We start from the raw sequence: 23,185 nt of genomic DNA, 5'->3' as shown, positions 1-23,185 counted from the left end.
ACTCTAAACTGAGTGCCCTTTCATCAGGTGCACATTGTTTATTTCTTAAATATGCCCTTTACCTTATCTATGAATTTTTTCTTCTCAGGAGCCTTGTCAAGACCTGTTCTAAGGCCTTTAACTCCTGTTATGTATATGCCTGATACCATTGCCTTAACTTCCTTCTTCACAGGAATTGTATTAAATACCTTAGGGTCACACATAAGGCTCATTACCTTAGGTCCAACCTTTGCCTTAACTACAGGTACCTTTGAGAGTCTGGAGAGCTTTGGCGCCTGATCCACAACTATTTGAGGAAATCCGGCTTCGGTTATCTTCATCATCTTTTTATCTATAATCAGCATGGAAACAGCCTGCTCCATCTCTCTCATCTGTTCGCTTGCCGCAGCCTGCTTATCCTGAAGCTTCTTCGCGTACCTCGATATAAAGTACAAACCTACCAATAGTGCAATGATTATAACCGCTGTTATAATGTATGGAATATACGCTGACATCTAAAACCTCCCAAACCTTCTGTTGCTTTTATAAATCTTGAAAATCTGTAATATTATACCATATAAAAATTGCAAATACAAACATTTTGTGAGAGGATATTTTACTTTTTAAGTAAAAGTAGTTTTTCAACTTAAATGCAACATGGTGTTGCACTTACCTTGAAAATCCAGCACTAAACTATGGTTCCGGTTGTTATTTTCCTTCAATCTCCCCCGATATTGGACAATGTCCGATACTTTAGTCTTGTCTAATTTCAGGCATTACTATATCTTAATTCCATTAGAATTTATATACAATTATTATTCTATGACTACCCAGAGGTATTCGTTCGAGGTTTAAGCTATGATAAGTTATGAAAAGTTTTGGGAGACATTAAAAGCTAAAAATATTTCTCAATATAAACTTTCTGTCTACTACGGTGTAAGCAACTCACAAATAAGCCGAATAAAAAAAGGTGATTACATATCAACCGCTACTTTAGAGAATTTGTGTAGGATTCTGAATTGCAGGGTTGAGGACATAATTACCTATGTTCCAGACAAAACTGCCGCCGCTTCTTCATTAGATGCAGTTGCAGAACAGGAAGAAACCTCTTATGAAAATGATAAATAATATCTGCTTTAATGTAAAATGACTGCAGCTATAAAAAATGCCGCAGTCATTTCGTTGTAATATTATCAATATTAAATTCTACCTTGGTTATTAAATCTAACCTCTACCTTAAACAAATCACCATCTATCACAATCTCAAGTTTCCCACCCATCAGATTTGCAAGGCTTTTGGCTATGGAAAGCCCCAGTCCGCTTCCCTCAGTATTTCTAGACCTGTCGTCCCTTACAAAGCGTTCCATAAGCTCCTCTCCTGTTATATTCAGCTTTTCCTTTGAAATATTCTTAAATGATATTGTTATTGTTTCGTCATTTTGGGTAAGATCTATATACACCCTTGTGCCAGGCTGTGCGTATTTTACTACATTGCCAAGGATATTATCAAAAACTCTGAAAAGATGATTTGCATCTGCCTTTATAAAAACTGTTTCAGAAGGCTTGGTAACTATCCCTGTAAGGCCTGCTTTTTCAAATTTGTTCTGATACTCTCCGTATACCTGTTCAAGCATTAGTCCTGCATCTACTTCTGCAATATCCAGCTTTATATTACCTGAAGAGGCCTTGGAGGCTTCAAGGAGGTCAGTTATCAGCTTTTTAAGCCTTTCCGACTGTCTGTCAAGTACCTCGATATAGCCCTTAACAGGCTCCGTTTCTATATTCTCTTTCTTTAACAGATCTGTATAGTTTATGATTGAAGTAAGCGGAGTCTTTATATCATGTGAAACATTAGTAATCAATTCAGTCTTAAATCTCTCACTCTTCATCCTTCCATTTACTGCATTTTCAAGTCCATTTATTGCAAGAACTTTATCATCAGACTTTTCAGGCTGTCCGCCAAACCTTACATATCTCCTGATTTGCGACTTAGCTCAATAGGATTGAAGGGCTTTGTTACATAATCATCAGCCCCTATACCGAGCCCTAACACCTTATCCACATCTTCACTTTTTGCAGTGAGCATAATTACCGGAATTATGCTGTCTTCCCTAAGTTTTCTAACCGCCTCTATCCCGTCCATCACAGGCATCATCACATCCATAATTATTAAATGGATTTCTTCCTTTGCAGCAATGTCCAGTGCTTCCCTGCCATTTTCTGCCGTGAATACCTTATATCCTTCTGTTTCCAGATAGATTTTAATGGCTGCTGCTATGTCTTTTTCATCATCACAAACCAATATACTGTACATACTTCCCCTGCCCTTCAGTTAAGTGTAATTCGAAGAATTAACTTTTATATTTTAACAATTGTTTAATTAGATTATAGCGGATAAGGTTTTAAGAATAAATGGGGTAAAACTTTAAGAATTGTTTAACCTCTTTCTGTACATCACTATAGTTATAACCTGCTGCCTTAAACCTGTTTTTTCTATCCTCACCACTTCCCCATTTGCCTGCTATAACCTCAAGCGCAATGGCTTTTATATCTTTCTTTGATTTTTCTGCTTTAGCTTTATCAGGTTTATGGGCTGGCTTATCCTCTGATTCTGCCTCGATTACAATAACTGTATGCCCTTTTGACCTTGTCACCAAAATATCACCCTCCTGAAGCTTTGTTGAAGGGATAACTGCTACAGCCTTGTTGAAGGCTCCTGTCTTTTCAAGCATCACTGCTCTGTTTTTCTTTCTCTAGTGCAGGCTTCTCATCTTCTTTAATCATCATATTTATTTTATTTAAAAACATCTATAACCCCCTTAGCCACTTTCGAGACTTTCTTCATCATGCTGTTTTCTTCTAAATACTCAAGCCCTTTTAATGTAATTTCAGGTCTTGTAAGTTCTACTTTAGGATACAAGCAGTCTAATGAATTCCACACACTTACACCGCTTATATACCCATTATTAACAAGCATTGCCATCAGTCTGCACCATTTAGGATAGTTCACCTTAATGGCTTCACTTGAAATAAGTTCCTTTTCAAATTCTTCCACATCCATTGCTTTTTTGAGAATTTGAAGAATGCGGTATATTGGGGTAAATTCTTCCATTATACTTCCTTTCTGCATGAAAAAAGCACCCTTTGCAGGTGCTTTTTTTAATATTATTTTTGCATTATGCAAGCAGTTTTTCCTCCAAGCTGACATCAAGCCCGAACTCTTTCAAGTCCTGTTCCCTTATGTCTAATTCTGTCTTGATTATGTCAAGCATTTCATAATAAGCCAGTGCCTTGCCATCATAGAAAAGGTTGCTCTTATCCTTTTCCCACTCTCCAACAGTTTCCTGTGCATTTTTCAAAAGCCGACCAATTATATATTCAATTCCTTCTTTTGTGAGTTTCTCATTAGCCATCATAATCACCTCTCTTTTTAAGTTCTTCTATCCTATTATTGATAGATTCATTAAAGTTTCTTATCTCTTTTTCCCAATGTTTCTTTAGCCCTTCCTGCCTTAACGCAGAATAATCATCCCACTCCGGAACATGAACATATGGATTCTCTATGTATTCTTCATGCTCCTTAATCCTTTTAGTTAAATTTCTGATAGCACGCTTTAATGAAGCTGAACTTTGCTTTGGTACATCATTTTCTGCAAAAAATTGTAAATTCATCTCTAACCCCTTGTTATTTTGCATTATACCACTATGTTTAGTTCCCTTCAAGTCTTTTACAAAACTAAGGCTTAAAATAATAAGCGAAAGTGATGTAAATTTGACTCCTAAACTATTAAAACACTAAATGGGAGTAAAGTAAATACCTTTCAAAGTAAACGCAACACTAAAAGCCGTTGCATTTAACCTGAAAGATGTGGTTTCAGGTCTGTTTGCTATACCTTTTTTCGCCAAAATTAATAAAATCAAACCAAATTTGATTAAATTCAGTCTGATTTTATTGATATAATTTTATCTGGCAATAGTGTTGCATTTACTATTTTTATAAAGTGTTGCACTTACCTTGAAAATCTAGCCTTTTTAAGTAAATAAAAAAGATATTGGGTGTACACATTTTATACCACCAATATCCATAACAGTATTTTCATAAAATAAAAATCTCAAACAAGACTAAACAATACAGTCATTCGGCAGGCGTCCGTTTCTCCTGCATCTCTCGGTTTCCCTGTCTTGCCATCGGCGTGTGGTCCGGACGAAGTCTACCACCTCAAATAACTGTATTGATAAAGCCTAATTCTAATATATCATCTTTGTGTTACACAATATTTCCCTCGATTCTATTTTATAAAGGAGTTTTATCAGTATAAAATCATTTTTGCAAGTATTTATACACTAGCCATACATACTATTTAGAAGAAATCAACCTCTCCTTCTCCTCCCTACTTAACCTGTGCTTTATCTCCCATTCTCTCTTCATAGCACTGCTTCTATCTTCAAAGCTTTCTGTGTACACAAGGGTGCAGGGGGTGCGGCCTCTGGTGTATTTGGCTCCCTTGCCTGAATTATGCTCTGCAAGCCTTTTTTCTACATCTGTAGCAAAGCCTGTGTAGTAGGTATTATCAGCACACCTTAAAATATATATGTGATATTTCATTCTCCGTCCTTCTTCCAAATCAATACTTTATAAAAGTAGAATACTATTAAACGATAACAGTGTCAAAATATGTACTCATGCGCAAATTAGGACACCCGAATAAGGGTGTCCTAAAACTAATAAAACCTATTCCCAACCTAAGAAGCCAAAAATTCCTGTGGACTGCAAGAACAATATTCCCATCATAAGAGGCGCTACGTATCTTACCATAATTTCATACATTCTCTTTTTGTGGAAAGCGGCGCCGTTCTCAAGCATTTCGCCTTCTATCCAGCCAGGCTTAACTACCCAGCCTATGAAGATGCAGGTTAAAAATGAAATGAGAGGCATAAGGAAGCTGTTACTGATATAATCCGCCATGTCAAGAAGCTGCCCTGTAGAGCCATTTGGAAGAGGAACCTCAAAGTAGAGGACGTTATATCCAAGGCAGATGATAACAGCTGTAACTACTGCAAATATTCCTACTCCCATACATACCTTTTTCCTGCCTGCGTGGAAGATTTCCATACAGTTAGCAACCAAGGTTTCCATAATGGATATACAGGAGGTAAGTGCCGCAAATACAACCATCACAAAGAAAAGTATACCTACAAATTTACCTGTGCCTCCCATAGCCGCAAAGACTTTAGGAAGTGAGATGAACATAAGGCTTGGACCTGAGCCCATTCCTTCCATTCCAAAGAACACGAAAACCGCAGGGATTATCATCATTCCTGCAATTAGGGCAACACCTGTGTCAAATATTTCAATCTGAGTGATTGACTTTTCAAGATGAGTTTCCTTCTTTACATAGGAGCCATAGGTTATCATAATTCCCATAGACACACTGAGAGAGAAGAAAAGCTGGCTCATTGCATCAAGCAGGATATTTAAGAACTTTGAAAGAGTAAGCCCTTTAAAATCAGGCTTTAGGTAAACTATAAGACCGTCTATACCTGTTCTTGTAACTCCTGTAGTATCAGTATGCTTAAGTGTAAGTGAGAAGATTGCAATTCCGATGATGAGCAAAAGAAGCCCCGGCATTACAAACTTTGAAAACTGCTCAATTCCCTTCTCAACACCTCTGTACACTATCCAAATGGTTACCAGCAGGAATATCAGCATAAAGACAATAGGCAGGGTTTCGGAGGTAATAAAGCCCACAAAATATCCGTCTTCTGCAGCCTCAACTCCGTCTGTAACTATATAGTCATAAAGGTATTTGGTTATCCAGCCTCCAATCACCGAATAATAAGTCATAATAAGAGCCGGTACTAAAAATGTAAGCTTGCCAAGGAAGCCCCACTTAGGAGAAATGCTGCCAAAGGCCTGCAAGGCATTTTTCCTTGTTTTTCTTCCGATTGCGATATCCGTAGTAAGAAGGGTAAAGCCAAAGGTTAGTACTAACACCAAATAAATCAGAATAAATAGTCCGCCTCCGTCTTTTGCTGCCAAATAAGGAAATCTCCATATATTACCAACTCCCACAGCACTTCCGGCCGCTGCCAAAATAAAGCCCAAGCTCCCTGTAAAACTACCTTTTTTCTTATCCATATATCTCCCTCTCAAAGTATGATATAAGCGTCAAAAAATATAAGTAAACATCCATTTTAAAATGTGATGATTATGAATATTTTTATAAGCCCCTTTACTATACAGGTTTTTGATTAATATTTCCAGTAGCTTGCTATAATAAAATGATATATCTGTAATATAAATAAGATGTTTCCTTCTCCAAAGAATTTACTGCTTGTTGCAGGTCATATAAGCGACATCTGCATATTCGCCATAGCGCATTCCCTCGGAGAGATTTTTATGTATAGATAATTTCGTAAAATTTTCCGAATACACAAAAGATGGATGCAGCACCGATTATCCGGCACTACATCCATCTTTTGTCATAGTAGATTCTAATTAAAGCTTTACATCTACATTACTTCCAAGGTTTGGGGTAACAGAGTTCTCCATCATCTTAACCATACCTGCTCCCATAGCCTCATTGGTGTCCATATTCTGTTTCATTACAGCAGTACTAACTGCTGACATGGTCTTTGACATAGCCATATCTGTAGAAAGAGATGCTATGCTCATTGCTAATCCGTCCATATTAACCTCCTTGTTAATCTAAGTCTTAAGTACAAAGTGAATCCATTTACTCTGTAAGGGCATAGTAAAGACTCTTAACCATAACTCCTGTTGCACCTTCCTTAACATAGCCATAAGCCTTTTCAACACTCGCTGTGCCGGCTATATCAACATGAATCCAAGGAATTTCCTTTGCGAGGAATGATCCTACAAAGAGTCCTGCAGTCATCATTCCGCCCATTCTTCCCCCACTGTTTTTAAGGTCAGCAGTCTTAGAATCATTCATCTTCTTGTAATAATCTGTGGCAGGCATCTTCCAAACCATTTCTCCGGCTCTCTCATTGCCTTTAACAAGCTCATTATAGAAGTCGTCATTATTGGTTACAACGCCACTCACCTGCTCACCAAGAGCCATTACACAAGCTCCTGTTAAGGTCGCAAGGTCAATGAGCTTTGTTGCACCAAGGTTGTTTGTTGCATAGTAAACTGCATCGGCAAGTGTAAGCCTGCCCTCAGCATCTGTATTTACTATTTCAATAGTCTTTCCACTCATTGAACCTATGATATCGCCATTTCTGTAACCATCACCAGATATCATATTTTCGCAGGCTGCCACTACAGCAAATACATTTACCTTAGCCTTAAGAGCTGCGAGTGCATTAATTGCACCTATTACCGTACCTGCACCGCCCATATCAGTATGCATGTCTACCATTCCTGTTGCTGGCTTAATGGCATAACCGCCGCTATCGTAGGTAAGTCCCTTTCCCACAAGGGCTATTCTCTCATCTGATTCAGGGTTGTTGTAGTATTCCATAACTATGAGTTTTGGCTCTTTAGCACTCGCTCTGGCAACAGTTAAGAAGGCTTCCATTCCTATCTCTTCTATTTCCTTTTTGCCGTAAACGGTAACTTTTACACCCTTTGCCTCAAGTCTCTCTTTAGTTATATCGGCTAAAGTTTCAGGATAAATAACATTTGCAGGCTGATTAACCAGGTCACGGGTTAAGAAAATGGACTCAATCAGCTTCTTAGCCTCATCTATACCCTTCTCAGCCCTATGCTCCTTACCCGGAATAGGATTGTAGTTTACTATGAGTTCAGGCGTTTCCTTTTTCTCTGATTTGAACTTGTCAAACTTGTAAGTAGCGTGAAGCAGGCCCTCTGCTATAGCTTCCGCAAGCTTGTAGTTGCAAAGGTTGTTTAACTTAGGTATGTTTAATTCTACCTCTGCTACCTTGTTCTTTAGCAAGACTTCAGCTGCCTTGAAAAAAGTCTTTCTAAGCATATCAAACTCGATATTTTCTTCCTTGCCAAGACCAATGAGAAGATTGCACTCAAATTTCTCATTCATTGAGAAATAAACCTCTTCTACCTTACCTGAAAATACTTCCTTTTCAGCTAATGCCTTTACAAATTCTGTATCCAGTCTGTCTTCAAATACGAGTTCTGCCTTAACTCCGCCTGTTTTTGCAATATTAAATTTCATATATCCTCCTAAAATTTGATTAAAAATCCGTAAACCTATTCTAACTCATAATCAAATAAAAAACAAACTATTCATAAAATTTTCTTAAATAGATTAGGCTAAGTTTTAAGGTAAACTTCCATGCCGAGATATACATATCGCACAGAGAAATTTTCTATTATAATTAGGGTACATTAATCCTATTAAACAAAAACAGCCGGAAGCATTAAGCCCCCGACTTTACTTATCTTTCAAGCTGTCCCTTATAGTCCATTATCCCGCCTATATTTACCACCTTTTTAAATCCAAGCTTAGTAAGCCCTGCTGCCATACGCTTGCTTCTTGCACCGCTGTGGCAGTATACATAGATAGGCACGCTCTTATCCTCAAACATTGTCTCAGCTTCCATAAATCTGCTAAGCGGAAGATTGATGCTTCCCCCAATATGGCCGTCAGCATACTCGTCCGCCTCTCTGGCATCAAGAAGTATTGCCTTTTCCTCTGTCTGATAGTCCTTAAGCCCATCATTGATATCAGGACCGTTTAATAAATCAAATATTCCCATTTTTTCATCCTTTCACTCTATTCCAATATTTTCAAATACATATCAAGTCTGGAGTTCACATAATCCGCAAACAGTTTCTCCATTGCTGAAAGATTATTTTTTTCATGATACTCGTCAAAAGCCTTGTAATATTCCATCCTATCCGTAAATTTTATATCTATTGGAGGATACCCTGCCTTCATAAGTTCCAGATTAACCAAAAGCCGTCCTGTTCTTCCGTTTCCATCTATAAAAGGGTGTATTCCTTCAAACTCTATATGAAAACGAGCCAGCTTAGTTATTATATGCTCCTTACCTTCCATAAGCTTCTTCAGCAGTTCTTCCATTTTCGGCTCAATCATATAAGGCTGTACAGGCTCATGCTTAGCCCCCATTATACGAACCGGCACTTTTCTATATACTCCTCTGTCATCCTTGTTACCTACAAGCACAAGAAAATGAATCTGCTTGATAATACGCTCACTCAGTGGCTCATTTTGCTTTACCAATTCACTTACAAACTCAAAGGCTTCCTTGTGTCCAACCGCTTCCATATGGTCTTTTAATGGTTTTCTATCTATTGTCAGACCTCTAAGTACTAAATCTGTTTCCCTTAAAGTAAGAGTATTCCCCTCTATAGCATTTGAGTTATAGGTATACTCTACGGTAAATTCTTCATTAAGTCTCTTTATTTCACCCTCTGTAAGCGGCCTTCTATTATCCAATTCTTTTTTCTTTTTATCTATAAGTGTAAGTAAGCTTTCGTTTGATTTGTATCTCCCATCGATAGGTTTAACTGTATCAACAGGAAATTTCCAGGTTTTGCCCTCTTTAATTGCTCCAGATATTTTCCCTTCTGCACACAAAACTCTGATTCTTCTGTCCGAAATTCCCCACTTAGCTGATGCTTCTTTTACTGTCATAAACATAAAATTATTCCTCCTATCTTGGTAATGATAGCACTTTATCGGAATAATGTCAAGTTTATCGGAATAATATTAGTTTTTTCATCCTGCAATTTTCAGAACTTTCAGCTTGTAACTTATGAAATAAAAATCCCCAAGACCACTGTAATACCTAACAAAAGTCTTGGGGGATTTCATTTCTTAATCATCAAACTCACTTACGATAGCAGATACTGTCTGCTTTGCATCACCGTAAATCATAACTGTATTTTCGTTTGTAAAGAGTGGATTCTCTATACCTGAGAAGCCTGTTCCCTTACCACGCTTAAGCACGAAGACTGTTCTTGCCTGATGCGCATTGATGATAGGCATACCATAGATTGGGCTTCCCGGATCGTCAAGGGCTGCAGGGTTAACTACGTCATTGGCACCTATAACTATGGCTACATCTGTCATAGGCATCTGTGGATTCATTTCATCCGCTGTCTTAAGCTTCTCATAAGGGATGTCAGCCTCTGCAAGAAGAACATTCATGTGTCCAGGCATTCTTCCTGCAACAGGGTGGATGGCGAAGTTTACTTCCGCACCGTTATTCTCAAGCTTTTCTGTAAGTTCCTTAACTGCATGCTGAGCCTGCGCAACCGCCATACCGTAACCAGGGATAAAAACTACATTCTTAGCTGCTTCAAGTATCATATAAGCATCTTCTGTAGAAATAGCCTTTGCTTCTCTACCGTCTCCACTTGCACCTTTACTTGCTCCACCGCCAAAGCTTCCAAAGAGAAGACTGTAGAAGCTTCTATTCATTGCCTTACACATGATAAGAGTAAGGATGAGTCCTGACGTACCTACAAGACAGCCGGATACTACAAGTACCGTATTGTTGATTGCAAAACCTGCAAATGCTGCTGCAAGTCCTGACAGGGCATTCAGGAAAGAGATAATAACAGGCATATCTCCACCACCGATGCACACTACAAGGGTTATACCTGCTATAAGATAGGCTGCAGTTACTAAAACTATGCCATAAAAGCCAAGTTCCACACCACAGAAAGCATACATAATTATGCCTGCTATACCAGCAATTACCAAGGCTCCGTTTAATAAATTCTTACCCGGAATAACTACCTGCTTCTTAAATAACTTACCTGAAAGCTTGCCCCAGGCAACAACTGAACCTGTAAATGCAACCGCACCGATTGCTATTGTAAGTCCGAGAGTAATGTCAGTAAATGCATCAGTCTTAGTGGCATCTGTAGACATATACTGAGCTATAGCTACAAGAAGAGATGAAAGACCACCAAAGCCGTTAAAAAGAGCTACAAGCTCAGGCATGCCTGTCATTTCAACTTTCTTTGACCATACCGCTCCAATCACTCCACCTACAAGTATTGCTAAAATAATATAAAAATATCCGTTCTTTAGAATGTCGTTATTCCAAGAACCAAGTACATCTTTTTCACACATTACGGTAATGGTTGCAATAAGCATACCAACCGCTGATAAAAAGTTTCCTTTTCTCGCTGTTTCTGCCTTACCTAGAAGCTTGATACCTCTGATAAAGAAGATGCAGGCTATCATATATGAAACCATTATTATGCTGTTCATTTAATCCTCCTTATTCTGCCTCATTATTTCTTTTTCTTAAACATACCAAGCATTCTGTCTGTTACCATGTAACCGCCAATAACATTGATTGTAGCAAATACAATGGCAAGAAAACCAAGTGCAGTACCTACAGGACCTTCTATATTGAGGGCTGTAACTGTAATAGCACCAACTATTGTGATACCTGAAATTGCGTTAGTTCCTGACATAAGCGGTGTATGGAGCTGTGATGGCACCTTTGCAATAAGCTCAACACCAAGGAAACCTGCAATTACAAATACGAATATAAGCATTATCATAATCTATATTTCCTTTCTTTATACAAATCTCTCGTGAATTATTTTGCCGTTCTGAGTAAGGAGGCAGCCCTTCATTATCTCATCTTCAAGATTAACAACGAGTTCATTCTTCTCCTTGTCGTGGAAATGAGTTAAAAATGCACTGATGTTACCTGAAAGCATAAGGGAAGCATCAAAGGCTACCTGTCTTTCAAGCAAGTCACCCGACATAATGGTAACTCCGTTTTCAGTAACTACATTCTCAAAAAGCTTAGAGCCTTCCACATTACCACCTGTTGAAACAGCCATGTCTACTACGATGGAACCGGGCTGCATACGGTCAAGCACATCCTTCTTTATAAGTACAGGAGCTTTCCTTCCAAATACCTTAGCTGTAGTAATAACTACATTCGCCTTCTCACACACCTTTGCCTGTGCTTCCTGCTGCTTTGCTATCTGCTCAGGTGTAAGCTCTTTTGCATATCCTTGCTCAGTCTGTCCCATTTCACCGAGGTCAATCTTTACAAAGTTAGCACCGAGACTCCTTACCTGCTCCTCAACCACAGGCCTTGTATCAAAGGCATCTACCCTTGCACCAAGACGCTTAGCCGTAGCTATGGCCTGAAGTCCTGCAACTCCAACACCTATGATAAATACTTTAGCAGGAGAAATAGTTCCCGCAGGTGTCATCATCATAGGGAAGATCTTAGGAAGCCTTGCTGCGGCATTAAGTACCGCCACATAGCCTGCAAGAGAAGCCTGAGAGGACTGTACATCCATCTTCTGTGCAAGTGTGGTTCTTGGTATCATTTCAAGCGAAACCGCCTGTATACCCTCACTTGCAAATTTATTTAACAGCTCTTTTTCATTAAACGGATCTAAGTAGCTAAGATGCAGGGTATCCTTCTTTAAGCCTTCAGTACTTTCAGGTTTTAAGATACGCACAACAATCTCGCTGTCAGCATATCCCGCTTCATTGCTTGATACAATCTCTGCTCCCGCTTCCTTGTACGCTTCGTCTGAAAAACCTGATTTAATTCCTGCTCCGCTTACAACCTTGAATGAAAATCCCATCCCTATAAGCTTTTTTATATCAGCAGGTACCATAGCCACTCTGGTTTCCAGAGCATCAGATTCTTTACAAATCAATACCTTCTTCATGTATATTGTCCTTTCTTAAAAGTTTTAGTTTTCCTGTTGTCAGTATACAGTAATACATTGTGCATTTCAACCAAAATTCTTTATTTTTATTGCAAGAAAAAAATTATATATCATTATTTTATTTTAAACCGCTAGCATATTGTATGTAAATAGCAGATTATTTGTAAATATTTCACATATAGTATTGTCATTTTTCTTAACCTACTATTATTATTGATAAAATCGGGATTAGCACGCTCTAACTTTTTTCATATTAAGACTTTTCTACTGCAAAATTTTATATCTGTAACAATCCTAAGCTCATAAGTTTAGCATTTATGCTAGATTGTGAAGAATTTGGCAATATAATTAATCTTTTATTTTATAGTCTTTTGTTGTATAATTAAGCTAATGATATGTGAGCAAACATCCATTTTAAGAAATATGTGGATTGCGAACAATTTCCTAGAAATAATATAAACCATCAGGGGGATAAACACATGTTTATAAAATTTAACTGTTTTGCAGAAGGAAATACCGAATCAACCGAAATCTGCCTCTTTCAGGGAATAAGATTTAACAAGATAGGCTTTGCTGTCCTCTCAACAGAGCATATAAGGCATGATTATCTCTTGCCTATGGATAGGTCTACCTACGATAACTTCCTTAAAATGCTTGAAAAATCAATAGCGGCATCTACCAACATTGTTGAAGTTACAGGGGGAAATGTATACAGAGTTGTTAAGGGAAGTTTCTTGAATGTAAAAGAGGCTAAGACAGCAAGCTTTGGCATCAAGATATTGGATGAAAAATAATTATGAGATTTGAACTGGAAAGCAGAGGTCTCATCCTAAGGGCACTTAGCGAAGATTATGCTCCTAATGTATGTGATTTTTATAAGAGGAATTACGATTATCTATCCAAATGGGAACCAAATCTAAACGATAAATTCCTTTCCTTAGAGGCAATGGAAATGTTTATGAAGGCTGATATGAAGAATATGCTCCTCGGAAACAGTGTAAGATACTGGTTTTCTTTTAAGAACTCGCCTGAGAGGATAATTGGCGGCGTTAATTTTCAGGATATAAAAAGAGGTGCTTTCAAATCCTGCCAGATAGGCTATAAGATAGATGAGAATTTTTCAGGGCTTGGGCTAACCAAAGAAGCTGCACACTGCGCTATCTCCTCTATGTTCACAGATGAAAAGCTGCACAGGGTAGAGGCTCTTATTGCAGTAGACAACCTCCCCTCCGTAAGGCTTGTAGAAAAGCTTGGCTTTACAAAGGAGGGAGTTAGCAGGGAATTTGCCCTGATAAACGGAGACTGGAAGGACTGTTTTCAGTATTCCTTATTAGAGGGAGAATTAAAGGGACTGTCACAGCAGATGTAAAGCTTAAGATAAGTAGTTTTCATAACCAAACACTTATCGAAGCAGTTTTTCTGTTATGGCAGTCCCTTTTGGGAAGATTTGTCAAGGACATAAACAAAATTTCTTTGACAAATTTATGTCTTTTCTGTTTCTCTCTTGATTAACTTCAGTATTTTATCCTTGTATGTTTCTCCTGTACCTTGTTTGAAATGTAGGTTTACAGTATATTTTGTCTTTCCAATATCCATTATTAACTGTTTATTGGGTGGTGCTTGTATTTCTCTTTTTTCTTCTTTCATAAGTCCTTGTATGATTAGCTCATAGGCTAAATCATACTCTCCTTTCCATTTTTACTGTCTGTGTCATAATACATTTAGATACTGTGGACTTTTTATTTGTCTCTCCTTTCCGATTTTAGACAAAGAAAAAACAGTAAACCTTTTATGATTTACTGTTTCGTAAGTTGCTATATTATTGTTTCTATTTAATTATTTCATTTCGATAAACTGGGAGTTATCATCCATGTATATGAGCCAATTTATGTTCCTGACTATTTATATAGTCTTCATGTTTGTGACCATGCCCCTCTTCATTTCCAAAATGATTATGCTCATGTTCATGTGTAATCATATGAGTATGTGTCACACCGTTATGTGTATGAACAATCGTATGCGTATGACCATGAAGATGATGATTTATCATAGTGTCATATACTACAAATACTGTTCCTACCAACATCAGAGCCAAACCTATAAAATATTCTACAGCCAGTTTCTCCCCATTTACTACAAAAGCTAAAAACGAACCAATGAATGGTGCTACAGCGTAATAAGCACTTGTCTTAGCTGCACCTAAGTTTCTTTGTGCTCTTATATAAAGAAAAATACTTAATCCGTACGCTACAAATCCCAATAGCATAACTATGGCAATGTATATCATTTCCGGAATCTTTTCACCAAGTACCATTGCAATAGTAAATGAACCTCCGCCTGAAAAAATGCCTTTTAACAAAACAATCTCATACGTACTTTTATCTGATATCTTTCTTGTACAGTTATTCTCAAGTCCCCAACAACAGGTTGCCAGTATAACAAAAAGAGACCCTGTAGAAAACTGGAAACTACCACTTCCCTCAAATGACAAAACAATGCTAGATAGCGTAATAAATCCAATTGCAATCCACAGCTTGCCTGATACCTGCTCCTTAAAAATAAGCAACGCCATTAACGTAGTCACCACAATTTCAAAATTACCGAGGAGTGACGCATTAGATGCTGTTCCCATTTTTATACCTATCATTAAAAATATAGGGGCAGCTATATCCAACACAATCATTCCGATTGTATAAGGTAAATCCTGCTTTGTAAGTCTCTCTGCTTTTTCCTCTTTTTTTATGTGAAATAAATACATGATTCCAACGCCAACACCAGCTCCAAGATAAAGAAAAGCCGCCATAAAAGTTGGTGTGACATTATTCAATAGAAATTTTGAAACCGGCGTATTAATTGCATAAAATACAGCTGCTAAAAACGCTAATATAACCGCACCAATCTTTATTTTATGATTCACAATTTATCATCCCCTTTGCTCTGTAAATTTTAATTTGTTTTACTCAATATTTATAATATTATACAATATTTAAGCCAAGTTTTAAAGTTCTAACTCGTTTCTCTTTCCCTGTGATAGTCGCTTTTCGTGTTCCTTTAACTGTTCTATACAGGTCTTAACTTTTTCAGCTTGCCCTACTTCTTCTCGTATTTCTAATATTTGATTATATAGACTCTTTTTTTCTTTCTTCATATTACCAACTTCCGTTTTCCATTTTCTGATAGCTAAGATCTTGCTTTCTCCTAAATGTTCTTTCAGATATTTTTTCGCACTCTCAAATAAAATAATCTCTGCCGTATGCTCATTATAAAAATCTTCCTGTTTGCTTTTCTTTAACTTGGTATAAGCTTTGTATGTGTCTTTATGTTTCAAATATTTCTCTGCTTGGTCTATAAGCTGTACTCTGTCATTGATTTTCTTTTCGGTATCTTTTATGGCTCTTGTAGTCTTGTATTTCTTATCTCTTAATGCTGATATACTTTCTTTCAATTCGGATATTGATGTAATATTTTTTTCTTTAAGGAATTGATAGCTTTCAATATATTTTTCTAAGTCTGCATTGTGGTTATCTGAGTTTTCTTCTATGAGATGAGAGAGCATATCTGTTAAATCATTTTGTTTTGATTGAGTATCGGATTGTATAGCTATATTGTCCTGTTTGTCTTTTGACGCATCATTATTTTTATCTTTCGTTAAACTCCTTATCCATCTCATTAAGGCTTTTATTCGTCGTGTAATTTCTCTTAATATCTTGTTTTGATGTTTGATTTCTCGATTGATATTTCCTCTGTCGGTGGCTATGCCTTTCTTTTCCATTTGACTTGCCGATACTCCTAAATGAATGGTCGGTATTTGTTCTATGCCTTGCCTTTGATAAGAACGGTGGTCTACTTTTTCTTGTATGCTGTTTTCTTCAAGATATTTGTTTGTAATGTCTGCCCACGACTTTCGCCACTCTTCTGCTTTGTCTTGCTCATTCCAATCTGTTGTATTGATTTTCCTTGTTTTGTAATTGCAATTTTTGAGTTTTACTTTTTCTCCGTTTTCATCAAGGATATATTCCTTTTTTGATTTTGCTCCCCATGTTGTATCTTCATTTAATGGTCGCATAGTAAGTAGGATATGTGCGTGTGGGTTTCCGTCATTTTTATCGTGTAATGCAATATCGGCACACATACCGACTTTCACAAAATTTTCTTTTACATATTCTCGTACAAGATTTATCTGTTTTTCTCGATTTAGTTCTTTTGGTAAGGAGATTTCGATTTCTCTTGCAAGCTGTGAATTTTTACTTTTTTCTATTTTCTCGACACTGTTCCATAAGACAGAACGGTTTGAAAATTCTTTAGGTGCATTTTGCGGTAATAGAATTTCGGTATGGGCTATTCCACCTTTTCTTGTAAAGTCATGGACTACTCCGTCATACTCATTTTTTATCTTTTCGCCACTTCGATAGGCAGAAGCTGCTACTGCACTTTTGCCTTTGCCTCTTGAAATAATCTTTATACTAAGATGATATATCCCCATAAATAAAACCTCCTCTCTTTTTCTGATATGGATATGGTGGCGATGGATAAGACTTCCTAAAAAAATCGGATTGCTTTTTATCCGATTTCTTTTGGGAAGTACACAAGGGGTAGGAAATTTATTTCCGTAGGGGAGTGTAGCTCCCCTGTATCAGCGAACGCTGATATGCTCTCTGCAAGAGCCTTCAGAGAACGCACACACCCTTTAGGGTGTATAAGTGCGCCCTTGTAAACAAGGGACTATTCCTCTGTGTTCATTTCTTCCTCTTGTGTTTCTATAATTTTGTTTTCGATTTGTTCTCGCTTTTCTATGATTTTTAGAATTTTTTGATTAACTGCTTCTTTGATATTTTGGAATGTGATTAGCTGATAAAATTCGTCTTTGCTAAAATCCTTGCTTTCTGTAAAGATACTTTCAAAGACTGCTCCTTTTTCATAAAGCCTTTTATCTCTCTTTTTTCTTTCTTCCTGTTTCTGCTGACTGATGAGTTTTTTTCTCTTGTTTTGTAACTGCTTAATTTCTTCTTCTGCCATTAAAATTTTTTCATCTATGTTTTTCATTTTCTTTGTCCTTTCTTCTAAAATCTGAGCAACAAAAAAACAGTAAACCATTTTTGATTTACTGTTTCTGTGTTAGTCTTTTTCTAAACTTTGATTGTTTATTTCATTTATAATTGTATGATTTTATTGGCTATATCTTCTACAAATCGCTTATCGTGTTCCACAAATATGAGTGTAGGCTTTGCTTCTTTTATAATTTCCTCAATCTGTATTCTTGATATTACATCTGTATAATTCAGTGGTTCGTCCCAAACAAATATATGAGCTGGCTTTGATAAACTTACAGCAATTAAAACTTTCTTTTTTTGTCCATCGCTATAGTTCTTCATATCCATTTCAAATAATTCTCTTACAAAATCTAATTTCCTAAGAATTGTTTTGCACAATGTTTCATCAACACCTTGCTTATGAATATACTCATTTAGGCTACCTGTTAAATTAGATGTATCTTGAGGAATATACGATATTTTTAAATTACTTGCCGATTTTATTTCACCAATATACTCATGATGTAACCCTAATAAAATTTTAATCAAGGTTGATTTTCCACTACCATTTTGACCATATATAGCCACTATATCGCCTTGTTTTATCTCGAAACTTACATTGCTTAATATCTGTCTCTCTCCATAGCATGATGATAAATTGCTAACCGATATTAGAGGATTTTTATGATGATGTAATGGATGCAATAATAAACTTTCCTTTGTTTCAATATCTTTTAGTAAACTCTGTTTTTCTTCTATTGCCTTGTTTTGTCTATTCTCCAAATTCTTAGATTTTTTCATCATCTTGGCTGATTGATGACCTATATGTCCTTTGTCTGGTTTTACACCTGATACTTTCACACCATTTTTAGTATTTTCAATTTTATCAGACCAAATTTGACTTTGTCTTGCAGCCTCTTTTAATCGTTTAATATCTTTTCTTAATCTCTCATTTTGACTAATTTCAAATTGGTCTTTCATCACTTTGTTTTCATACCATGATGTAAAATTTCCCGATTGGACATCAATAGAATTCCTGTTAATAGAAATAACATGATTGATACAACCATCTAAAAAATCTCTATCATGAGATATAAGCAAAAATCCTTTTTTACTTTTCAGATATTCACTTACAATTTTTCTTCCGTCCATATCTAAATGGTTTGTTGGTTCATCAATAAGTAAAAAGCCATCTTCTCTTGTAAACAAAATAGCTAAAAGGATTTTTGTTTGTTCTCCTTTAGAAAGCGTTTCAAACTCTCTGTAAACAAGGTTCTCATCTACATTTAGCAAATTAAGTTCTCTAAATAATTTCCATTCTTCCTCATCTGATATTAGTTCTTTATACAACTCAATTCCTAATTTTGAAGTATCGCTTATATTTGGTGGAAATTTAATAAATTCAACATCCTTGCTTATTTTACCTTGATAAGTTTCTTGATTTAAAAGTAACTTAAATAGAGTTGATTTACCAATTCCATTTCTTCCTATCAATCCTATTTTCCAGTTTGTATCAAAGGAAAACGATACATTTTCAAATATAGGTTTTACATATCCATAATATGAGAAAGTGAGATTTTCAATTTTAATTGCCGACATAAAAACACCCCCTTCACAATCCTATTTTGTTTAATATTATACCATTTTTAAGCCATTTTTTCTATATCAGCTTTCTGTGGTACTTGACAGTTGCCTCTTAGTTGTCAAGACATATGTTACACTTTGAGAAATACTCGGATACTATTTCATTAGGGCTTTTGAAATTGAGACTGATCTTAGCTGTGCTATTATATCTTTGCATATGCTTTTTTACAGCCGTTTTCAGCTCTTTTTCACTTCTAAATATTTTTCTGCCATAGAGTATTTTCCCATCTTCTCTATGACTTCGTTCTACTTTCCCATTTTGCCATGGTGAATATGGTCTTGTTCTTTTTATCTTCATTCCCAAATGCTCAGCAACGAATTGAAATCTTGTTTTTCTATTGGTCTTTTCTGCGTCATTTACGAATTCATATCCATTATCTACTTGTATTGTGTTTATTTTAAATCCCATATTCTTTTCTAATTCAAGTAAATATTTGCTGGTTTCATATGTGCTTTTTTCTTTGACTATTTTAAGCACCCTTTTTCTGCTATATTCATCTATTGCAGTTATTTGATAATATCTATCTCCATAGCTAGGAAATCTTACGCATTCTTCCGGCACATATTTAATATCTACCTGTACTTTATCGCCGGGGTATCTACCATCCATTCTTTCATACTTTGTGTAGCTTTTACGATGTATTTTCGGCTTTATATAACCCCTTTTTCGTATTTGTTTACACATACTTCCAAAACTTCTTGTGTATCCTTTTCTCTTGCATCTGACATATACTTCCGCAAGCCCATATAACCCATTACGCTTGAGCATACGCCGAATTAAGTCAAGTTCTTCCTCATTATGGGCATTTGGGTTGTTGTGCGGTTTTCTTGATTTTAACGCAAGACTTCGTACATCTCCATCATATTTTTTTAATTGACGATATACAAACTGCCTATTGGTATGATACCGTCTTGCTGCTTGTGTTACTCCATTCTTAATAGCATATTCACATAAACGCTGGCGAAAACGCATTTCTTCGGTTATACTTTTCATGAGAGATACTCCTTTTGATACTTTGTTTTTTGGTTGAAACTTATTGTATCAAAGTATCTCTCTTTTTTATTTATTTCTGTAACAGTTGTCTTATCACATTACATCAAGTAGCTGCTTTTGATTGGTTATGGAATTGCTTTCTCCTTGCATTTCGTCATCACGACTTAAGCGCTCATAAAGGGCTGTTTGTCCTGTTCTTTTCGTATTTGACATGAGAATTACCTCCTTTCCAAGTTTTTATTATTTTCTCTGTCCTTAAAAGGTTAATCCTTTTGGAATTGTATCGTTTGAATTACAGCTTAAACTGTACTTCTATCTCTTCTTTTAGCTTCTTCTGACCTCTTGATGCAACCTTTTTTGTAATATGAAGTGAATACACCTCATCCTTTGCATAAGGCTCAAGAGGCTCTATCTGAACTTCATTTTTGGATGAATCATAGCTTATATTTACCTTGAGCATACCTGAAGCAGAGGTCACATACATATTGTTGCTGTTTACTGTCCTTGGGTCAAGAGGTGTGTTGAATCTCACTCTCCACACAAAGTTACCTGTCTTAAACTTAAGTGACTGTCTCACCGCCTGGTCAAGCCCTGATGTAGACTCAATATCAAGATAATTTGCCATAAACCCTATCCTCCAATTCATAAAGTTTGACCGCATTCTTAAATGTTGCTTCTACGACTTCATCCATTGAAACTCCCAATATATCAGCTATTTCAGCTACTACATATTTTATGTTTCCTGAATTATTCCTTTCTCCTCTAAAAGGTACGGGAGAGAGGTAAGGAGAGTCCGTTTCAAGCACTATGCTTGCCAAACCGATTTTTTTAACTGTTTCCTTAGTTTTCTTGGCATTCTTAAATGTAACTACACCGCCTATTCCTATGTAAAACCCAAGCTTTACAAACCTCTCAGCCATCTCAGCCGAATAAGAATAACAGTGGATAACTCCTTTATTATAGCCGAAATCCTTTAGCAGATTGTAAGTGTCACGAGCCGCATCCCTGCTATGAATCACAACAGGCTTGTTCAACTCTTTTGCAAGTTCAAGCTGCTTCATAAACCAGTGTTTCTGCCTCTTTCGTACTTCTTCGTTTTTCTGCCCTGCTTCTCTTTCAAAGTAGTCAAGACCGATTTCACCTATTGCTACCACCTTTTTACTTGCAGCAAGCTCCCTAAGCCTATTAAGAGCCTCTTCATCAGACAGGTCTTTTAGGCTGTCTACATCATCAGGATGTACTCCAACTGCTGCAAAAACTCTCTCAAATTCCTCAGCCAGCTTAACTGAGTTTTCACTGGTCGCAAAATCAGCTCCAATATTGGTTATGTATGAAATGTCAGACGAGAGCAGGCTTTCTATCAGCTCTTTTCTATCCTCATCATACCAGTCATCATCATAGTGAGCGTGAGTTTCAAATATTTTATATTCCAATTCGGTCTCCAATTTCTATTATCAGTCGTAGTTTTTACATGGACACTCGCCCAAAGCAGGCTTAAATCCGCTGCCCATAGCATTTACATAATCTTCATAGCCAAATTTGACATAGTTTAAGTTGGTGTAACCTTTATCTCTAAGAAGATTAAATGCCTGACCGGATCTGTTGCCATGATAACACATAAGAAATACCCTACTATCTTTATCGGCTCTTTTAGTCAAATAATCAAGCATTTTTATACCATTATCTGTAAAGGGCATATTTATGGCATTTTCTATATGACCTGCCTCATAGTCTGCCTCATCTCTAAGGTCAATTAATATGGCTTTCTCATCTTTAATCCCTGTATTAAGCTCATCCGCACCTAGCACAATATTGTAAAAGGGCTTAGCCTCAGATAGAAGCTTCATAGAAAAAAGTAAAGACGACATCAGTAGAATGGTAAGTATAACTATAATTATAACAGGCTTCTTGGTCTTACTCATTAGAGTCTCTCTTTCAATCCGTTTTTTAATTCTAAATTCTTTTGTAGGCTTTAGCGTAGTCTGAAATAATCACGTCCGGTTACTTCACACTCTGTAGTATCATGATAGGATATCACTAAGGCAGGCAAATTCCTTAAGTGTAAGAGTCTCACCCCTTATAAGAGGATTCTGCTTCATACCTAGAGTTTCCTGCATCTTAAGTATAGCCTCTGTAACCTCATCCTTTGTAAAGTCAAGCTCGGCCGAATTGGTAAGCCCATTTTGCAGAGTTTTCCTTCTCTGTGCAAAGGAGGCTTTAATTAACTTAAACATCAGCTCATCATCATTCACCTCTACAGGCGGTTTTTCGTGGCATTTAAGATTGACTACCGCACTACCTACATTGGGGCGGGGCATGAAGCAGTTTGGCGGTACGAAGGCTGCTATATAAGGCACAGAATAATACTGAACTGCAAGAGAAAGTGCACCATAATCCTTATTCCCGGGTACTGCCTGCATCCTTCTTGCCACCTCTTCCTGCATCATAAGAGTCATATCTGTAACAGGAACCCTCTTTTCAAGCAAGGTCATAATTATAGGGGTAGTTATGTAGTAAGGAAGATTTGATACCACCTTGATAGGCTTGCCGCTGTTCTTCTCCTCTACCAGGGCAGCTATATCCACCTTTAAGATATCCTCGTTTATCACCTCTACATTGTCATATGCTGAGAGAGTATCTTTTAGAATTTTAATTAGCTGCCTGTCTATCTCTACTGCTATTACCTGCCTTGCGGCCTCACATAGATACTGGGTTACAGTACCTATGCCGGGACCAATCTCAAGCACCAGGTCATCCTTTCCTATGTCTGCCGCATCCACTATCTTTTCAAGTACATGGGTGTCTATAAGAAAGTTCTGACCGAATTTTTTCTGAAAGGTAAAATCATACTTTTTAAGTATGGCTATTGTATTTTGTGGCTGTCCCAAATCTGCCATTCAATCT

At 36.8% G+C, this 23,185-nt stretch carries 29 protein-coding genes; 3 read left to right on the top strand and 26 right to left on the bottom strand.

Translation table 11 applies throughout. From position 1 onward, the window contains the following. Window positions 1-38: 38 nt before the first annotated feature. Complete coding sequence (locus JJN12_RS01065; protein ID WP_208427954.1) at window positions 39-494, bottom strand: hypothetical protein; 456 nt, start codon at window positions 492-494, stop codon at window positions 39-41. Window positions 495-837: 343 nt separating this feature from the next. On the opposite strand from JJN12_RS01065, the gene JJN12_RS01060 reads away from it, so the two are divergent. After that, complete coding sequence (locus JJN12_RS01060) at window positions 838-1,107, top strand: helix-turn-helix domain-containing protein (RefSeq protein WP_208427953.1); 270 nt, start codon at window positions 838-840, stop codon at window positions 1,105-1,107. A gap of 71 nt (window positions 1,108-1,178) precedes the next feature. Here JJN12_RS01060 and JJN12_RS01055 read toward each other — a convergent pair whose 3' ends face one another. From JJN12_RS01055 to JJN12_RS00985, 15 genes are all read right to left on the bottom strand, one after another. Next, complete coding sequence (locus JJN12_RS01055) at window positions 1,179-1,868, bottom strand: sensor histidine kinase (protein ID WP_208430277.1); 690 nt, start codon at window positions 1,866-1,868, stop codon at window positions 1,179-1,181. 77 nt (window positions 1,869-1,945) lie between these two features. Beyond that, complete coding sequence (locus tag JJN12_RS01050) at window positions 1,946-2,293, bottom strand: response regulator transcription factor (protein ID WP_331466881.1); 348 nt, start codon at window positions 2,291-2,293, stop codon at window positions 1,946-1,948. Between the two features lie 88 nt (window positions 2,294-2,381). After that, window positions 2,382-2,711: a hypothetical protein gene (locus tag JJN12_RS01045; protein ID WP_208427952.1), complete on the bottom strand. Its 330-nt coding sequence runs from the start codon at window positions 2,709-2,711 to the stop codon at window positions 2,382-2,384. A gap of 62 nt (window positions 2,712-2,773) precedes the next feature. Continuing rightward, window positions 2,774-3,163, bottom strand: a complete 390-nt coding sequence (locus tag JJN12_RS01040; RefSeq protein WP_236013614.1) for a YjcQ family protein — start codon at window positions 3,161-3,163, stop codon at window positions 2,774-2,776. Then, a complete protein-coding gene (locus JJN12_RS01035; protein ID WP_236013612.1) occupies window positions 3,156-3,395 on the bottom strand; it encodes a transposase in 240 nt (79 codons plus the stop codon). The genes JJN12_RS01040 and JJN12_RS01035 overlap by 8 nt, the downstream gene beginning before the upstream one ends. Next, a complete protein-coding gene (locus JJN12_RS01030) occupies window positions 3,385-3,651 on the bottom strand; it encodes a hypothetical protein (RefSeq protein WP_208427951.1) in 267 nt (88 codons plus the stop codon). Before JJN12_RS01030 ends, JJN12_RS01035 begins: the two co-directional genes overlap by 11 nt. Before the next feature lie 685 nt (window positions 3,652-4,336). Further along, complete coding sequence (locus JJN12_RS01025; protein WP_208427950.1) at window positions 4,337-4,585, bottom strand: GIY-YIG nuclease family protein; 249 nt, start codon at window positions 4,583-4,585, stop codon at window positions 4,337-4,339. A gap of 126 nt (window positions 4,586-4,711) precedes the next feature. Further along, a complete protein-coding gene (locus JJN12_RS01020) occupies window positions 4,712-6,118 on the bottom strand; it encodes a sodium-dependent transporter (RefSeq protein ID WP_208427949.1) in 1,407 nt (468 codons plus the stop codon). A gap of 360 nt (window positions 6,119-6,478) precedes the next feature. Then, on the bottom strand, window positions 6,479-6,670 hold the full coding sequence (locus JJN12_RS01015) for a YjfB family protein (protein ID WP_208427948.1): 192 nt from the start codon (window positions 6,668-6,670) through the stop codon (window positions 6,479-6,481). A 46-nt stretch (window positions 6,671-6,716) separates the two neighbouring features. Beyond that, a complete protein-coding gene (locus tag JJN12_RS01010; protein ID WP_208427947.1) occupies window positions 6,717-8,138 on the bottom strand; it encodes a leucyl aminopeptidase in 1,422 nt (473 codons plus the stop codon). A gap of 223 nt (window positions 8,139-8,361) precedes the next feature. Further along, window positions 8,362-8,682 (bottom strand): rhodanese-like domain-containing protein, encoded by a 321-nt coding sequence (locus JJN12_RS01005; RefSeq protein ID WP_208427946.1) that lies wholly within the window; start codon window positions 8,680-8,682, stop codon window positions 8,362-8,364. A 17-nt stretch (window positions 8,683-8,699) separates the two neighbouring features. Further along, window positions 8,700-9,590, bottom strand: a complete 891-nt coding sequence (locus JJN12_RS01000) for a Fic family protein (RefSeq protein ID WP_208427945.1) — start codon at window positions 9,588-9,590, stop codon at window positions 8,700-8,702. A gap of 177 nt (window positions 9,591-9,767) precedes the next feature. Then, the gene (locus JJN12_RS00995; RefSeq protein ID WP_208427944.1) at window positions 9,768-11,174 is read right to left on the bottom strand and encodes an NAD(P)(+) transhydrogenase (Re/Si-specific) subunit beta; all 1,407 of its coding nucleotides are present in this window, start codon (window positions 11,172-11,174) and stop codon (window positions 9,768-9,770) included. Between the two features lie 23 nt (window positions 11,175-11,197). Further along, a complete protein-coding gene (locus JJN12_RS00990; RefSeq protein ID WP_023353959.1) occupies window positions 11,198-11,473 on the bottom strand; it encodes an NAD(P) transhydrogenase subunit alpha in 276 nt (91 codons plus the stop codon). 18 nt (window positions 11,474-11,491) lie between these two features. Next, window positions 11,492-12,613: an NAD(P) transhydrogenase subunit alpha gene (locus JJN12_RS00985; protein WP_208427943.1), complete on the bottom strand. Its 1,122-nt coding sequence runs from the start codon at window positions 12,611-12,613 to the stop codon at window positions 11,492-11,494. 479 nt (window positions 12,614-13,092) lie between these two features. On the opposite strand from JJN12_RS00985, the gene JJN12_RS00980 reads away from it, so the two are divergent. Together JJN12_RS00980 and JJN12_RS00975 are read left to right on the top strand one after the other, a co-directional pair. Beyond that, window positions 13,093-13,407: a hypothetical protein gene (locus tag JJN12_RS00980; RefSeq protein ID WP_208427942.1), complete on the top strand. Its 315-nt coding sequence runs from the start codon at window positions 13,093-13,095 to the stop codon at window positions 13,405-13,407. Window positions 13,408-13,409: 2 nt separating this feature from the next. Beyond that, on the top strand, window positions 13,410-13,982 hold the full coding sequence (locus JJN12_RS00975) for a GNAT family N-acetyltransferase (RefSeq protein WP_208427941.1): 573 nt from the start codon (window positions 13,410-13,412) through the stop codon (window positions 13,980-13,982). Window positions 13,983-14,095: 113 nt separating this feature from the next. On the opposite strand, the gene JJN12_RS00970 is transcribed toward JJN12_RS00975, so the two are convergent. The 10 genes from JJN12_RS00970 to rsmA all read right to left on the bottom strand — a co-directional run bounded on the left by JJN12_RS00970 (window position 14,096) and on the right by rsmA (window position 23,178). Then, a complete protein-coding gene (locus JJN12_RS00970) occupies window positions 14,096-14,260 on the bottom strand; it encodes a transposon-encoded TnpW family protein (RefSeq protein ID WP_208427940.1) in 165 nt (54 codons plus the stop codon). A gap of 217 nt (window positions 14,261-14,477) precedes the next feature. Next, window positions 14,478-15,530: a DMT family transporter gene (locus JJN12_RS00965; RefSeq protein ID WP_208427939.1), complete on the bottom strand. Its 1,053-nt coding sequence runs from the start codon at window positions 15,528-15,530 to the stop codon at window positions 14,478-14,480. A gap of 81 nt (window positions 15,531-15,611) precedes the next feature. Further along, on the bottom strand, window positions 15,612-17,096 hold the full coding sequence (mobQ, locus tag JJN12_RS00960) for a MobQ family relaxase (protein WP_208427938.1): 1,485 nt from the start codon (window positions 17,094-17,096) through the stop codon (window positions 15,612-15,614). 239 nt (window positions 17,097-17,335) lie between these two features. After that, on the bottom strand, window positions 17,336-17,656 hold the full coding sequence (locus JJN12_RS00955) for a DUF3847 domain-containing protein (protein ID WP_049474988.1): 321 nt from the start codon (window positions 17,654-17,656) through the stop codon (window positions 17,336-17,338). A 107-nt stretch (window positions 17,657-17,763) separates the two neighbouring features. Further along, a complete protein-coding gene (locus tag JJN12_RS00950) occupies window positions 17,764-19,242 on the bottom strand; it encodes an Lsa family ABC-F type ribosomal protection protein (RefSeq protein ID WP_208427937.1) in 1,479 nt (492 codons plus the stop codon). Window positions 19,243-19,339: 97 nt separating this feature from the next. Then, on the bottom strand, window positions 19,340-20,281 hold the full coding sequence (locus JJN12_RS00945; protein ID WP_208427936.1) for a DDE-type integrase/transposase/recombinase: 942 nt from the start codon (window positions 20,279-20,281) through the stop codon (window positions 19,340-19,342). A 292-nt stretch (window positions 20,282-20,573) separates the two neighbouring features. After that, a complete protein-coding gene (locus JJN12_RS00940; protein WP_208427935.1) occupies window positions 20,574-20,906 on the bottom strand; it encodes an Ig-like domain-containing protein in 333 nt (110 codons plus the stop codon). Further along, the gene (locus tag JJN12_RS00935) at window positions 20,890-21,714 is read right to left on the bottom strand and encodes a TatD family hydrolase (RefSeq protein WP_236013611.1); all 825 of its coding nucleotides are present in this window, start codon (window positions 21,712-21,714) and stop codon (window positions 20,890-20,892) included. Before JJN12_RS00935 ends, JJN12_RS00940 begins: the two co-directional genes overlap by 17 nt. 21 nt (window positions 21,715-21,735) lie before the next feature. Then, on the bottom strand, window positions 21,736-22,203 hold the full coding sequence (locus JJN12_RS00930; RefSeq protein ID WP_208427934.1) for a rhodanese-like domain-containing protein: 468 nt from the start codon (window positions 22,201-22,203) through the stop codon (window positions 21,736-21,738). Between the two features lie 99 nt (window positions 22,204-22,302). Continuing rightward, the gene (rsmA, locus tag JJN12_RS00925) at window positions 22,303-23,178 is read right to left on the bottom strand and encodes a 16S rRNA (adenine(1518)-N(6)/adenine(1519)-N(6))-dimethyltransferase RsmA (RefSeq protein WP_208427933.1); all 876 of its coding nucleotides are present in this window, start codon (window positions 23,176-23,178) and stop codon (window positions 22,303-22,305) included. Window positions 23,179-23,185 lie beyond the last annotated feature (7 nt).

The sequence above is a fragment of the Catonella massiliensis genome (assembly GCF_016651435.1).
In the GTDB taxonomy this organism is placed as follows: Bacteria; Bacillota; Clostridia; order Lachnospirales; family Lachnospiraceae; genus Catonella; species Catonella massiliensis.
The sequence above is the reverse complement of the archived record's forward strand: the minus strand, read 5'-3'. Positions and strand labels throughout refer to the sequence as shown.

What these genes read in the sequence shown, in the direction of transcription:
- JJN12_RS00995 (WP_208427944.1), bottom strand. Translation starts at nt 11,174, where the DNA reads ATGAACAGCATAATAATGGTTTCATATATGATAGCCTGCATCTTCTTT.
- JJN12_RS01000 (WP_208427945.1), bottom strand. Translation starts at nt 9,590, where the DNA reads ATGTTTATGACAGTAAAAGAAGCATCAGCTAAGTGGGGAATTTCGGAC.
- JJN12_RS00975 (WP_208427941.1), top strand. Translation starts at nt 13,410, where the DNA reads ATGAGATTTGAACTGGAAAGCAGAGGTCTCATCCTAAGGGCACTTAGC.
- JJN12_RS00940 (WP_208427935.1), bottom strand. Translation starts at nt 20,906, where the DNA reads ATGGCAAATTATCTTGATATTGAGTCTACATCAGGGCTTGACCAGGCG.
- JJN12_RS01005 (WP_208427946.1), bottom strand. Translation starts at nt 8,682, where the DNA reads ATGGGAATATTTGATTTATTAAACGGTCCTGATATCAATGATGGGCTT.
- JJN12_RS01050 (WP_331466881.1), bottom strand. Translation starts at nt 2,293, where the DNA reads ATGTACAGTATATTGGTTTGTGATGATGAAAAAGACATAGCAGCAGCC.
- mobQ (WP_208427938.1), bottom strand. Translation starts at nt 17,096, where the DNA reads ATGGGGATATATCATCTTAGTATAAAGATTATTTCAAGAGGCAAAGGC.
- JJN12_RS00950 (WP_208427937.1), bottom strand. Translation starts at nt 19,242, where the DNA reads ATGTCGGCAATTAAAATTGAAAATCTCACTTTCTCATATTATGGATAT.
- JJN12_RS00990 (WP_023353959.1), bottom strand. Translation starts at nt 11,473, where the DNA reads ATGATAATGCTTATATTCGTATTTGTAATTGCAGGTTTCCTTGGTGTT.
- JJN12_RS01055 (WP_208430277.1), bottom strand. Translation starts at nt 1,868, where the DNA reads ATGAAGAGTGAGAGATTTAAGACTGAATTGATTACTAATGTTTCACAT.
- JJN12_RS01020 (WP_208427949.1), bottom strand. Translation starts at nt 6,118, where the DNA reads ATGGATAAGAAAAAAGGTAGTTTTACAGGGAGCTTGGGCTTTATTTTG.
- JJN12_RS01030 (WP_208427951.1), bottom strand. Translation starts at nt 3,651, where the DNA reads ATGAATTTACAATTTTTTGCAGAAAATGATGTACCAAAGCAAAGTTCA.
- JJN12_RS01045 (WP_208427952.1), bottom strand. Translation starts at nt 2,711, where the DNA reads ATGCTTGAAAAGACAGGAGCCTTCAACAAGGCTGTAGCAGTTATCCCT.
- JJN12_RS00985 (WP_208427943.1), bottom strand. Translation starts at nt 12,613, where the DNA reads ATGAAGAAGGTATTGATTTGTAAAGAATCTGATGCTCTGGAAACCAGA.
- JJN12_RS01035 (WP_236013612.1), bottom strand. Translation starts at nt 3,395, where the DNA reads ATGATGGCTAATGAGAAACTCACAAAAGAAGGAATTGAATATATAATT.
- JJN12_RS01025 (WP_208427950.1), bottom strand. Translation starts at nt 4,585, where the DNA reads ATGAAATATCACATATATATTTTAAGGTGTGCTGATAATACCTACTAC.
- JJN12_RS00970 (WP_208427940.1), bottom strand. Translation starts at nt 14,260, where the DNA reads ATGAAAGAAGAAAAAAGAGAAATACAAGCACCACCCAATAAACAGTTA.
- JJN12_RS00945 (WP_208427936.1), bottom strand. Translation starts at nt 20,281, where the DNA reads ATGAAAAGTATAACCGAAGAAATGCGTTTTCGCCAGCGTTTATGTGAA.
- JJN12_RS01015 (WP_208427948.1), bottom strand. Translation starts at nt 6,670, where the DNA reads ATGGACGGATTAGCAATGAGCATAGCATCTCTTTCTACAGATATGGCT.
- rsmA (WP_208427933.1), bottom strand. Translation starts at nt 23,178, where the DNA reads ATGGCAGATTTGGGACAGCCACAAAATACAATAGCCATACTTAAAAAG.
- JJN12_RS00955 (WP_049474988.1), bottom strand. Translation starts at nt 17,656, where the DNA reads ATGAAAAACATAGATGAAAAAATTTTAATGGCAGAAGAAGAAATTAAG.
- JJN12_RS00980 (WP_208427942.1), top strand. Translation starts at nt 13,093, where the DNA reads ATGTTTATAAAATTTAACTGTTTTGCAGAAGGAAATACCGAATCAACC.
- JJN12_RS01060 (WP_208427953.1), top strand. Translation starts at nt 838, where the DNA reads ATGATAAGTTATGAAAAGTTTTGGGAGACATTAAAAGCTAAAAATATT.
- JJN12_RS00930 (WP_208427934.1), bottom strand. Translation starts at nt 22,203, where the DNA reads ATGAGTAAGACCAAGAAGCCTGTTATAATTATAGTTATACTTACCATT.
- JJN12_RS01010 (WP_208427947.1), bottom strand. Translation starts at nt 8,138, where the DNA reads ATGAAATTTAATATTGCAAAAACAGGCGGAGTTAAGGCAGAACTCGTA.
- JJN12_RS01065 (WP_208427954.1), bottom strand. Translation starts at nt 494, where the DNA reads ATGTCAGCGTATATTCCATACATTATAACAGCGGTTATAATCATTGCA.